This is a genomic window from Enterococcus hulanensis, from assembly GCF_005405485.1.
Taxonomy (GTDB): Bacteria; Bacillota; Bacilli; order Lactobacillales; family Enterococcaceae; genus Enterococcus_A; species Enterococcus_A hulanensis.
The window spans coordinates 13,525-27,516 of the sequence record NZ_BJED01000035.1; the positions used below are offsets into that span (position 1 = coordinate 13,525).

Here is a 13,992-nt window from a genome sequence, read left to right on the forward strand (position 1 = left end):
TGTCCTATTTATGATATCTAGTAACCCTTTACAAGCAACGGATACAGCTAAGCAGGAGCAAACAAGTGAAAAAGATTCAACTATAGATGTTGAAACCAAAGAGGTAGCGGGAAAAACAGTCATGATGGTGCCAACGGAGGAAACAGAAAAAAAGATTGATGAACTGACTGAAATAAACTATAAACCAAATGAAAGTTTAGTCACTCCAGTGATTGCATTATCAGAAAATCCATCGGGAGCCTCTAAAACACCTGAAAAGTCGGGGAAAAGTGCAGATATCCAGGTTCCAAAAGCAGGAATCAAGGTAATGGATGGAACAGCAAGCTGGGATCCGACAACAGGAAATCCTGATGGGCCAACATCTGATGCGAATGCTGGACGAGATAGTTCAGCCACCAATGGTGTGGTTCGCTCATGGGATCAAATTACTTATTTACTTGATTTCTCTGTTCAAAACATGAGTGTAGATACAACCTATACGAACATAAAATATCAGGTAACTGCAACATTGCATGATGCAGTCACGATGATGCCAGATGGAACAACCCCACAACTAAATGGACTAATTGCGAATGGCCAGACCTATAAAGCGGATGGAACTCTCGTACAAGAAGAAGTGACTGAAGCAGGGTATTCTGAAGGAACGGTTGAATCAACCATTTCTAATACGGGCCAAGTGTTTATCCCAATTGTTGTGAATGTTTTAGGTGCTCCCAATGCTCAAAAGTTAAAGCCGACATTTCAAGTGAAGATTGTCAGTGCAGATAAAGAAAACGAGGATGGAACAACAGAGACTGTCACAATGGATGAAATTTATGACAATTCTGATTTTTCAAGTTTGTCACCAGCAGCCACTGCCGTCACTGCTAAACCATCAGTTAGCGTTAATCTTGTCCAAGGGCAAGAATTCAAAGGAGCCCAAGCCTCAACGGTTTTAGGAGGAGACAAAGCAGGAGAAGATCAATTACGTGCTTGGAACATAGGTGCTGCAATTGGTCTAAAAGCTCTCCCAGCATCAGGGACCAATCCTGCACGGCCAGCGAGCGATTTTAGAGGAGCGACTTTCCCAACGGGGCATGTGACGTTTAAGTTAGGTCTAAAAGGGACGTATCAGGTAACGGGGGAAACGACTACTCAGAACCTTTCAAATAGTCAAGCCTCTGAAATGACAGTACAAGCCGTTTCACCAGCCCTCGGCGATTCTGGCAGACCAAGCAATACGTGGGTAATGGGAACTGGAGGCTACACCGTGCCAAGTATCGATGCAGGACTGTTAACATCTCCACTTTCGGTCCCGTATGCAAATACACAACGTCTATTCATGAACCAACCCTCAGGAGATCGGTCAAAAATTGGGGTGTATGATTCTGGAACATTTTCAGCAGTAAATGAGAATAAGACAACGATGACAAATACGGCAGAAATCACAAATTCTGGTTACGTAGGTGTCTATAACCCTTACACGTATAACATGAATGGCAGTGCATACAGTTCGTCTACAGTAAAACCTTATTCAAGTACTGAAATGATCGTACGTTGGCATGGAGACACGACCCAAAAATTAGCAGAATCTAACAGGTGGAACAGATATGATATGACTTTGTTTGTGGAGAGTGTCAATTATGATGGTATTGAAAGTGACGGTGGTTCTAGTGTAGATTATCCAACCGTTGTGACTTCAAGTGGAAGTTATGGGGGAGGAGTGGTGATGAATGCAGTTTCGGAATCAAAAATAACTCACTTAAATAAAGTCGGAAAAAAAGTTGCTTCTGTTAGTGCTGGTAGTACTGATTTAAACCTTAATCCGGGAGGACTAAACCTCATACAAAATGGTGGGAACGCAAGAATTCCAATGGGATCAGAATTGAGCTTTTTTTATAATAGTAGAACTAGTAATGACAGAATACGCAGATTCGATAACATGATTATGTGGGATCCTACAGCTTTCAAATTAGATGTAGAGCGATACAAACGTTTAGATGTTGATATAACTTTGCTGTACGCTGGAACAAATGCAAATGAAATAAACCAATTTTTTGGTGTTGCAAAAAATATTAATAACACTGCACCTTATAACTACAATTCTATAACTAATAATATGGAAGTTTCGACTATGTCAAATAACCATTCCAAATATGTGTGGTACTCTTCGATGGATGAAGCAGTTGCTGCAGGTGATGTATCGGCAGTGTATACTCAATGGAAATCATTAGATTGGCATGCGGGCTCATCAAATATGATGAGAACCGGAGCGGGTGTGTTTGTCAAAAATATTTCGACAAATGTAGGAAACAAAACGCCAGCTGGTAATCCATTAGTTGTTTTAGGAGGAACAGTATTTTTTGATGCTAATGATCAGCCAGTTTATGAACCAGCTGTGAATAATACTTCGGGTGGATCTCGCAAAGGAAATTACTATCCAACTATTTATAATTCAGATGGCACGGTTCAGAGTACACCAGCCACATACACGAATTGGGTAGGAGAGTCTGGATATGTAGAACCATTTGGCATTACAACGAAAACAAAAGTTGCAGAAGGACTATATGAGTCAGATAAAGAAATAGATATAAAAGTCAGAGGAATGTTGTCAGGATCTGAGTCACAAGACTATGACACGACATTGAACACGACGTTGCCCAAAGGAATTTCGTATAAACCAGATTCAGCGACAGATGCTCAAGGGGAGGCACTACCGAATCCTACTATTACAGAAAACTCAGATGGAACGACAACTTTACGTTGGGACTTTCCAAAGACAGACATAAAAAATGGCACAGAAGTGAATTTTAAAGTAACTTCGAATATTTCCCAATTGTCTTTTGATGATACCGGATTAACGTCAAATCTCACTGTAAGCACAGTAGGTGAAATGTGGGTCACTGGAGATAAATCGAATAAGGATGAGTCAGTTGAAGCCAGTCGGTCGTCTTCCGACACCTTTCGAGTGAAATTGGATCAACAACTTGTACTTACGAAGAAAATCGATAAAAAAGCTATTGAGGTGGGGACAGTCGATCCTGCGGATTCAGAGGCTGAAAGCAGCACAGATATCACTTATACGGTCACAGGAGAAAATAATTCAACGCAAGACATGACGTCACTAAAATTGTTGGATGTTCTTCCTTACAACGGCGACAGTCGAAAAACAAATTATCATGGTGACTATCGTGTACAATCCGTGACTGCAACAATAGTGGATCCAACAGGAAAGCCACTTCCTGCGCCAGCTAAATCAAAAATGTTCTATACAACCGACGCACCAAGTAGTTCAACCTACGATGAGAAAAGTGATCCAAATACGATTTCAGGTTGGACAGAAGCAACGACTAGTGATCCTGTTCCTTCAGATGCAAAAGGGGTATTGGTCGAGGCCACAGATATGCCTACTGGCGGAAAGCTTGTATTAAAAATAACGATACGACCTAATGGAAAACAAAAAGCCGGGGATATGTATCGAAATAATGCACGTTTGAACTCAGTGATTGATAATGCTGTCACGTCACAGGTAGTAGAGACCAAGATTTATGCTCGAGATCTTGCCGGATATGTTTGGTATGACGATGATTATGATGGATTGATCGGAAATAAATCGAATGGATTGCCTGAAGACCCTGTCGAGAATATTCCAGTCAAATTGTATCGAACCAGTCTGGAAGATTCTTCCTATAAAAATGAGCTAGTCAAGAATAGTTTGACGGGAGAAAAATTTATCGATGATTCAGGTAACTCATTAATTAGAACAGATGTAAATGGAAAATATAAGTTTGAAAATCTCCCTGAAGGAAAGTATATTGCAGAATTTATAGTGGATGATTTAGTAGTCCAAAAGATTGCTATTATCACAAAACAATCAGTCGGAAGTGACGACACTAAAAATTCGAAAGCAGATCCAAATGATTATAAAACCCCGAGTTATCAACAACCGAAATTGGAAGATTTACCTGCTCAATTGTCTGGTTCAGACAAGGTGTATCATATCATGGATGTTAACGCAGGATTGACTCGTATGTCTAAGTTACGACTCTTTAAGTATGAGGAAGGCAGTGTCATTGACAGTAATGAAGATGGTAAATTGAGTGAAGCAGAAATAGAATCCTCGGGTCGTCCGTTAAAAGGCGCTGAATTTGATCTTTATAAAGGAAACAGTACTAATGCAACTGACAAAATCGGTTCTGCAAAAACAGATAGTAGTGGCTGGCTAGAATATCCAGGGCTGATACCTGGTGACTATACAATTGTGGAGACGAAAGCACCGAATGGTTTTGAACTGCTAAAAGATCCAGTTAAGGTGACGATTTCAACCTACAATTCAATTGTTAAGGTCCATGTTTCTAATGATGGAAAAACTGATTTGCCATTTACCGGAGGTGCAGGTCCAATGTTCATTGTAGTAATGATTGTGAGTGTTTTAGGAATTATTGGACTTGGAGGTTTTTATTGGTACTATCAGCATCCTAATGAGAAGGGAGAAGGATAAAATGAAACGATTTTTAATAGTATGTTTTAGCCTTCTTCTGATGCTAGAAGGACTGATGGGATGGGGACAGAAAAGCTTGGCGTCAGAAGTGGATGAAACATACTCGATTTTTGTTGTCAAATATAAGTTAGAAGAGCCTGAAATTCTTACTGGGCAACTCCCCTTGAATGGAGTAAAAGCCGGTGAGATCAAGGATAAACAAGGAAATCAATTAGAACCTTTAGCAGGGATCTCTTATGAAATTACTCGAGTATCACCAGTTCAGGGATCGAATAGGTTTGAAGCAACGGTTGGCGATGAGGCTTTTTGTACCACTATTACAACCGATGTGACTGGAATTGCCCATTTTTCGGGCTTAGCTCAAGGAATGTATCGTGTGGTAGAGGAAGAACATTCACAATTGCGTGAAGTCATGGAACCGGTTGTTTTGGAATTACCTCTTCCACAGGCTTCTGGAAAAGCTCTACCTGAAGTTTATCTTTATCCAAAATCAGGAGTAAAACCCATTATTGATACAAATAACTCTGAATCAGGAATATCAGATGCGACTAAAGAATTAACTGCGGCTAACAAAGACCGAATCCCACAAACTAGTGGAAACATTGGTTCTTATCACTCGCTAATACTCGTGTTAAGCTTCATTTTAATTATGACTTTAGTAGGATTTAGAATAATGAAAAATAAGAAGTTTGATTTTTAATGGTGATTAAAAGGAGTGACTCGTGGAACTTTTGAGTTACTCTTTTTTCTCAATTATGTAAAGGATGTCACGTCATGAAGAAAAATGTCAGTCGTAATCAGACCAAACGTAGCCGCTTGGTGATGAGGTTTGCCACATTTATGATTGTTACAGGAATATTAGTGTTACTCTATCCAATTGTTGGAAATTATCTAGCAAATCAGGAACGAAGTTCTGCTAGTACAGACTATGACAATACAATGAAAAAAATGTCGAAAAAGGAGAAAGAAGAGCAATATCAGCTGGCGAGATTGTACAATCAATACGTTTTTGATAAGCAACAAGGTAGTCGATCAGAGCCAATGGCATACAAAAGCATCATCAAAAATGATTCGGGAGTGATGGGAACAGTTGATATTCCTGCGATTGATATTGAAAAGATGCCTTTTTACCATGGAACGTCTTATAAAACCTTGGACAAAGGTCTAGGTCACTTAGAAGGATCATCTATCCCTGTTGGCGGGAAAAATACCCGGTCAGTCATTACTGGACATAGTGGGGTAAAGAATCAAATATTATTTACAGATGTAAAGAACTTAAAAGAGGGCGATCTTTTTTACATCAATATTTTGGGAAAACGGTTAGCCTATCAGATTGATTCTTTTGAAGAAATATTGCCTAGCGAGTCTGATAAAGTAAAAATTGTTAAAGGTGAAGATATGGTGACATTGTTGACGTGTACACCACCTGGGATTAATACATACCGGTTACTTGTCAATGGTCACCGAATTCCATATAAGGATGCTCAAAAACAAAAAGTAAAAAAACGAAATATCTGGAGTTATCAAAATGTAGTTGTTGTTACTTTAGCGATCAATTTCTTATTATTCTTGATTTTAGTTACGATTTACCATTACCATCTCAAACGATTTCAGTCAGATAATCCAGTAGTTGTGAAGAAGGCTCGGAAAAGACTTCGCTGTTTATTTACTATTACGAAAATCTACTTTGTTTTGATCTTTCTTGCAATGCTATCCATATTGAGTGTAGCTGCATATGGATATGTACAAATGCAAGAAGATACATCGCTTGGTACAGTGGATGTAGGACAAGAAGAACAATTGAATACATTCAACTTAGATAAAATAAATCGAGCAAACTATGCGGAGAAGCAAATTGCTAGTGTGAATGTCGCAAATTACGCACAAGCACGAAGCAACAGCTATGAAACGACCAATAATTGGGGGATTGGAAAACTACAGATCCCAAAGGTCGATATTGATTTGCCTGTATTGGCTGGGATCGCCAACGAGAACCTCTTGACCGGAGCGGCGACCTATCGGGTAGATCAACAATTAGGCAAGGGCAATTACGTTCTTTTGGCTCACAATATTTTTGAACAGGATGTCTTGCTTCACCGAATCAAGAAATTGACGGTGGGGGACAAGATGTACATCACAGATTTCAAGGACATCTATACCTATGATGTCTCCTTGAATAAAGTGATCGAGGAAACGGAAGTTTCCTATGTCGACAGTGTAACGAAAGACGGCAAACAAACCTTAACGCTGCTTCGATGTGAGGGCAATATCGGCACGATCTACCGACGCGTCGTTCAAGGAAAGCTGTCGAGTGTCCAACCGATCGAGACAGCCAGTACGCTATTATTAAAAGAAGTCGGTGTGAAGGCCCAGGCTCAAGAAGCACCGAAAAAGCTTTTGACCAAACGAAGAGTGAGCCCCTTTCAACAGTTTGCGATGTTGATCGCGGCGAAGTTTGTCTCAGAACCGCTTCAAACAATGGTTCCGATGTTTCTCTTCTTTTTATTGCCAATATTATTTTTCAGTTTGATTCATTAACACTGAAAACCATGATGTGAGAAAGGAAAACCAATTCATGAAAAAACTAGTTGTGGGTGTTTGCGGGGTACTTGTTTTCATTGGTGGACTCGCCAGTCTGCGCAGCGGCGTACTAAAAGCAGGTGAACTGCCAGAAGAATCTTCTTTAATAGTAGAAACAGGTACGACTGAAAGTACTGTCTCTGTTCCTGAAAGTAATGAAACACCGGTAGTGGAAGCTTCTGCTCCAGAAATAGTTGAAGAAACGCCAGCAGAAGAACAGCCGGAAGTTCCTGTGGTAGAAACACCGGAACCGTCTGGAACGACAGAGTCAGAGTCACCGACACCTACTGAAAGCAGTACGGTAGATTCTTCGACCAGTACCAGTTCAACCGCGTCTAGTACGAGTACCTCAAGTTCGACGAAACCTTCAAGCAGTTCGTCGACTTCAAGTACAACGCCGACGAGCAGTACAAAACCAAGTACGACAACGCCAAGCAGTTCGGCACCCGCACAGTCGTCTACGAGTCAAAGTCAAGCAGCACCCAGTCAATCGGTGACACCAGTGCCAACACCTGTGGTTCCAAGTTCACCCGCAGCGGCAGCGCCAGTCACACCTGAGTACGCTAGTGTGCAGGCCAGTTCAGGGTTTACACCGACCGTGCCTGAAGCATTTGCGGAAACCAGCACCTTGAACTTGCCAAGTGAACTGAAAACAACTGAAGTGGCGCAATCGGACTTGAAAGGGTTCGAGTTACCATTATTAAGCAGTTTTGAAAATAAAGCCCATGCGGCATTAATCTATGAAGGGATCAAACAAGTAGGATCCGAACAAGAAGAAACCTACAATGCAACACAATTAGCAACAGATCTTTATCAAAAATTATTCGAACTAGAAATCACAGGGACACCAGAAAAACTAACAGAGGAACTCACGGTAGGGAGTCTGTTGTATCAAAAGGAAAAAGACAAGAATGTTTTGTTAGGTGTCTACATAGGGGATGAGTATTACTTAACCGTTGATGATGTAGAGATTGAGAGAGGGACGGAGGACTCTTCGGAAACAGAAGAAGGAACGGAAACTTCCACTTCCGAAGAGTCAAAAGAAACCCAGCGACAAGTCGTCGTTGAATTCATTGATTTGGAAGAGGACTTGTTGGGTCAAGAATTACCAGAAGCAGACTTGACAGAGTATGGCGAACAAACGTTGGCAGAATATCCGGCAGCTATGAACTTTACCGAAAATGAAGATGCGAAAAGTTTCATTGAGAAAGTTGGCGAAGATGCTAGAAAGTTAGGACAAGAATACGATGTTTTCGCTTCAGTGATGATCGCACAAGCTTTATTGGAAAGTGGTTCAGGTACAAGTGCCTTGTCATTGGCTCCAAACTACAATCTGTTCGGGATCAAAGGAACCTATCAAGGTCAATCGATTTCTATGTCAACGCAAGAAGACCGTGGAAATGGCGAACTCTATTCCATTAATTCCGCATTTCGTAAGTATCCGAATTACGCGGCTTCACTAGGTGATTACGTGGAATTACTTCGTGGAGGAATCTCAGGCAATGCGGGGTATTACCAACAAACGTGGCGATCAACCGCTAAGAATTATCTACGCACAACCAAGGCGTTAACAGGCACTTATGCGACAGATACGACCTACGGTCAAAAGTTGAATTCGATTATCGCTTTGTATCATTTGACTCAATACGACCAAGCAAGGGTTGAACAAGGAAGTTCTGGATCAGGTGTCTTTATCAAAGGAAAAGAAGAGATTCCAACGGAGTATAAAAGTCTGATGAAATATCCGGATTACAACGGTGTGGATTACAACAGCTCAGGCTCTTATCCCGTTGGCCAATGTACATGGTATGCCTTTAATCGTGTGAAGCAACTCGGGAAATCAGTCGATGATTACATGGGAAATGGTGGCGAATGGGCAACCAAAGGCAAGGCACTTGGCTATGAAGTCAGTCAAAAACCAAAAGCGGGCTGGTTGGTCTCCTTTAAACCAGGTGTGGCAGGTTCTGATGCTCGTTATGGGCACGTGGCCTTTGTGGAGGTTGTTCGACCTGACGGAATCTTGATCTCAGAAGGCAATGTCTATGGCGGTACGGTGATTTCTTATCGCGTAATTGATAACGCCTTAGCCACATCCGATCAAGTTTCCTATATCAAGGCAAAATAAAACAATTTCATAAACACGAAAAAGGAGCAACGTAACTTATGGCAACTGTTCGATCCCGAAAAACTAAAGTGGAGAAACCACCTGAACGTTCTATCATTAAAAGTCTTGTTCTCACAATACTGACACTTTTAGTAATAACTATGATTGTTTTATCAATACAGCTTTTACGAAAAGGATACAGTATACATCCAATTTCCGGCACATCTATGAGTCCGACATTAACGGAAAAAGATATGGTGTTAGTGAAAAAAGACCATACAGTCTTACGTTATGATGTGATAGCTTTTTCTATTAAAGGAGAAGATGGAAAATTTGTGAAGCGTGTGATTGGTTTGCCTGGGGATCGAGTCTTCGTTCGTAATGATCGGATGACATTAAACGTAGGGGAACATGGAGGGTTTGAAACTACCTATACCTTTCAACTTTCTCCGTCTGTATCTGAAGAGTTCCAATCGTTGAACCAGATTCCGAAAGGGATGTATTTCACAATTGGTGATCACATTGACGTGTCAAAAGATAGTCGAACATTTGGTTTTGTGCATAATAAAAATATTGAAGGCACAGTTCAACTACATCTGAAGAATGTTTTAAAACCCAAAGAGGGAAATTAATGGGAAAGAGGTGGAATTATGGATATCATTCATTGGATTAGCATAGGACTTGTCATTGTGAGCTTTATTATCTGGTTCCGTCGAATGCTTATCAAGTTACAGTTAGAGAGAATACAGTTACCCAAAAATATACCTGATTCGTTTCAAAGAAAACTTGATTATGTTAAACAACAAGAGCAGGTGAAGCATGTATCTGCATTATTATTTGTAGTCTTCATTTTAGCTATGACCTTATTATTGATTATGTTTAGTTTGTTTCAATTGGAACACCAGCAACAGCGGGTTACAGAACAGAACAATCAATTAAAAGATGAGCTCTATCTGATCAAAAAAGACCAGAAGCAGCTTATTTCAAAGATGCCGATAAAAGACTACCCCAAAGATGGAATTAATTTGCAAGAGTATCCATGGGAAGAGTTGTTTTCAGAAGAAAATCGTGAGAAGCAATACAAATTGGAGAGTGATTTATCAGCTGAAATCAGTCCTTATTTTGGTATATCTACAACGTTAATCGTTATAGATGTGCCAACGCAGACACTGAATATAGCATTAGCAGGGGATTCAGGTAGCGAGAATAATCTTAAACAAATAAAAGAAAATATCAATGCATTTGCAAAGGAAGCTGAAGGAATATCTAAACTAACTCAGATTACTTTCCAGATGAATTTAATGAATGATAAGGAGAAGAAACAAACTTATAGTTGTACATTTTCTCGTGAAAATGGAGACGATACATTTTCGTTAATTCAAGAAAAATAATAAGAGAGTGAGGGAGTCGCATGAGTGCACAACAAAAGAAAAATGGTGGCTGGTTCTTTAATAAGAACATTATTGATGAAATCAATGCTGTCCCTGAAGAAGTCATTATTCAAGAAGATGGGGAGAAGAAAACGCGTCTCTTAGAAAAACAACCTCTACAAAAAAGGGATGAAATCACTGATTTAAAACAGAGGCTTTTAGAAAAGGAAGAAGATTTTAAGCAATATAAAAAGGAAAGTACCCTAGAAAACCAACGATTAGCGAGAGAAAATGAGAATTACAAACAATTATTATTACGGAATGGCGAAGAAAAAGCTCAAACTCGTCGCCAAATCCAAGATTTAGAAGCAGAAATCCGACGTAATCGTAAAGAACTGGAGCACCTACAAAAAGATAAAGATACTGAGCAGTTTCAAAAGGAATTGGAACAAGCTAAAGATGAAATCACGGATTTAAAGTCATCATTGGAACTTTTTCAAACGATTGAATTAGAGCTGAATGAAGTCAAGGAGCGATATCATGAACTTGTGTTACAGAAAAAAGAGGAAGATGACCAGCATTATGATGTAATTCAGCAATTGGAGCAGCAATTTGATGAGTTGAAAAAAGAATTAGCTGAGAAAGAGGAGGAATTACTTCAACTGGATCACTCAATTAATGAAAAAGAGGAAGAGATTCATCGGTTGATCAATGAACAAAAGGAGTTTTCTATGAAAGGTGAAATCGTTTCTGAACTGCAACAGCAATTGATGATTCTGCAAAAAGAGAATGACCAACTTAAACTGGAAGCGAGTCATTCGCAACAAGAAATCGGTGAAGTTTTAATTTTAGCTCAGAAACAAGCTAATCGAATTGTTGAAAAAGCGAAATTAGATTCTCAACGAATCATTGAACAATCAGAAGCCGAGATTCAAACGATTCATGAACGAGCAAAAGACATTTCTTTTGAGGTGGATGAATCCCGACAAGCGATTTTAAGTATTTATGATGAATTGAAAAGTCGGGTTGATCAATTAGCACTAGAACCTTTATCAGTTAGAGAAGCAGATAATGATCACAATGATTTCTCAAAAATTTCTGCATTACCCAGAAAAGATTCTTAAATATTTTAGAAAAATAAATAAGTTTCTTTGTTTTCAATAACGTATATAGTCATCAAGATTATTCTTATTACCAGATGATTAAGACTTCGGAAGGTGAAGACCTTCGAACACAGGATTTCTTTCCTGAGCTTTTCCTAATAAATAAAGTTGTAGCAAGACAGCTAGGCTTTGAACAAATTGAAACAATTAAAATAAAAGGAACTATTTTAAATAGGGAATTTAAGAAAAACAAATGTTAGACACAGTACTTACTCAATTATATGAAATAGCAGCTGATAAAACGGAAACGCTGGTTAATTGAGCTAATTAACTATATAAGGGATGAATATAATTATGAACCAAATACTGATTTTAACGAGAAATGTTTTGATAGAGCAGGAGATTCAACAAAAATTACAAGCATTGAATTATGAGGTTTATTGTTCGGCAAAGCATTTTGATTCTTATAGTCAACAAACCCAAATGATGGATTTGTTTAGTTTTTTTCAATATGTTATCTTAAGTGAGACTATTTGTGAGTCAGAGGTAAAATCATTAGTGCTTTCATTAAAAGAATATTCACTGAGTATTATTCGCAAAGTTGAGACAAATTTGACAGAAATGGATAAAGAGTATTTGGAAACGGAGCAAATACATGCAATTATTTCTAACGATGATTCTATTGATGAGCTAAGAGAATGTTTTCATGGTTTGAAATGGAAACAGAAACAAAATGATAGATCTTATCAAAATGAAAAAGTTGGTCAGTTATCTAGGAATGTATCCTTAATTCGATCAAATCAATTTAACGATTTTGAGATGTCATCAAAAGAGGTACAATTATTAACGGATGCATTGCATCGATTATCACCGATTGAGTCGAAAGTTATTTCTATCTTGATGCAAGCAGGGAATCAAATAGTTACAAGAGAGGAGATTTGCCATATTATTTGGAACGAAAACCCAACTAAATCCCATTTGGCTTCTCTATCAAGTACTATTACACGAATTAAAAATAAATTTATGTACACTAATTTAGAAAGTGCCGCGATTCAAACGTTATGGGGAAAAGGTTATAAAATGAATCAGAAGTTACTAGAGTGCATTCAAAATGATCAAGTATTCAGCCGAATCGTTACGAATGATTAGTGGTTACTGAGGCATTGTCAAAATTCTATCCCTGCTCAAATTAATACAAGAAAAAGAATTATTAGAACTTAAAAAAACTATGAAAGACAAACTCTCTATTTTGATGGTTTGTCTTTTTCTATATGTAAAGAGACATTCACCAATCCTGAGACTTAAAATATCTTATCAGTGTTAATTTCATATCCACAAATTGGAAATAAAGAAAATTAGACTAAATATAAATGAGATTAAATGTAGGGTCACTTTTGTTTATTGATCTATCAAAGTTTGATATTATTAATACAATGTTTTTTCTTAGGAGTTGTTAAAAATGAAAATCTTTGTAATTGATGATCAATTTGTGATTCGAAAAAAAATTATTAAGGTTATTCAGGACCTTAATCGCTTTCCTTTTGAATTTGTTGAGGTGAGCAATGAGCGGTCCTTCTATAAAGAGTTGCACTTGTTAGATATTGCAGACTCTACGCTCTTTTTGATTGATATTGAATTGAAAAATTATTTTAATGGGATTGATTTAGCTGGAAAAATTCGAGAAAAGAATGCTAACTGTTTCATTGTTTTTATCACATCATTTGAAACCTATGGAATTGAAGTCATTAATCGTCAAATTTTACCATTCGCTTACTTGAGTAAGAATTTGCCGATGGATCAGCTTAATGCGAAAGCTAGACAACTAATTGATCATTATTTAATGACTATTCAAGACAGAGAGAGTAATGAAATAAAAATCACTGTTGAGTCTAATAACCAAAAGGTTATTGTTTACGAAAAAAATATTATATATATAGCAACAATCCCAGGCTATAAAAAGATGTTACTTATTAAATTACTTGATGGGGAAATGCTAGTAGCAAGTCGACTAAAAAGTATCCGGGAGCAATTAAAAGCGCCTTATTTCTTTAAAGAGCTGAAATCTTTCATAATCAATTTAAATCAAATTGAAAAAATTGATCAAACAGAGGGGTTTATTCAATTTGAAGACCAAACCATTTTGGATGTTGGTATTTCTGGAACTAGGAAAATAAATCAATATTTAAAAAGGAATGGTTTAGAATGACAAATACATACTCAATTGTGCTCTACATGCTGAATTATTTGGCCATTCTGTGGGCATTATTAAATCATCGCTGAGAGTGTAATATTAACTGTGTAAGTAACCGCTAATCCTAGGTAGGTGGTGGCTTCACAGTTTTTATTTTTCTAAAA

Annotated in this window: 9 protein-coding genes; all 9 read left to right on the top strand. The window is 38.2% G+C overall.

The genetic code is table 11. The features are described 5' to 3' along the window. The first annotated feature begins 10 nt into the window (after positions 1–10). The gene (locus FFR60_RS22205) at positions 11–4,480 is read left to right on the top strand and encodes a SpaA isopeptide-forming pilin-related protein (protein WP_171005012.1); all 4,470 of its coding nucleotides are present in this window, start codon (positions 11–13) and stop codon (positions 4,478–4,480) included. 1 nt (position 4,481) lies between these two features. Then, the gene (locus FFR60_RS22210; RefSeq protein ID WP_137665874.1) at positions 4,482–5,180 is read left to right on the top strand and encodes a pilin N-terminal domain-containing protein; all 699 of its coding nucleotides are present in this window, start codon (positions 4,482–4,484) and stop codon (positions 5,178–5,180) included. Positions 5,181–5,254: 74 nt separating this feature from the next. Then, entirely contained in the window at positions 5,255–7,018 is a 1,764-nt protein-coding gene (locus FFR60_RS22215) for a sortase family protein (RefSeq protein WP_137665875.1), read from the top strand. A 37-nt stretch (positions 7,019–7,055) separates the two neighbouring features. Then, complete coding sequence (locus FFR60_RS22220) at positions 7,056–9,185, top strand: glucosaminidase domain-containing protein (RefSeq protein WP_137665876.1); 2,130 nt, start codon at positions 7,056–7,058, stop codon at positions 9,183–9,185. A gap of 38 nt (positions 9,186–9,223) precedes the next feature. After that, on the top strand, positions 9,224–9,796 hold the full coding sequence (lepB, locus tag FFR60_RS22225) for a signal peptidase I (RefSeq protein ID WP_137665877.1): 573 nt from the start codon (positions 9,224–9,226) through the stop codon (positions 9,794–9,796). A gap of 18 nt (positions 9,797–9,814) precedes the next feature. Next, positions 9,815–10,555, top strand: a complete 741-nt coding sequence (locus FFR60_RS22230; RefSeq protein WP_137665878.1) for a hypothetical protein — start codon at positions 9,815–9,817, stop codon at positions 10,553–10,555. A gap of 20 nt (positions 10,556–10,575) precedes the next feature. Continuing rightward, positions 10,576–11,658 (top strand): coiled-coil domain-containing protein, encoded by a 1,083-nt coding sequence (locus FFR60_RS22235; RefSeq protein WP_137665879.1) that lies wholly within the window; start codon positions 10,576–10,578, stop codon positions 11,656–11,658. Positions 11,659–11,991: 333 nt separating this feature from the next. Then, positions 11,992–12,786, top strand: a complete 795-nt coding sequence (locus FFR60_RS22240) for a helix-turn-helix domain-containing protein (RefSeq protein WP_137665880.1) — start codon at positions 11,992–11,994, stop codon at positions 12,784–12,786. Positions 12,787–13,096: 310 nt separating this feature from the next. Next, positions 13,097–13,843: a LytR/AlgR family response regulator transcription factor gene (locus FFR60_RS22245; protein WP_137665881.1), complete on the top strand. Its 747-nt coding sequence runs from the start codon at positions 13,097–13,099 to the stop codon at positions 13,841–13,843. Positions 13,844–13,992: the final 149 nt, after the last annotated feature.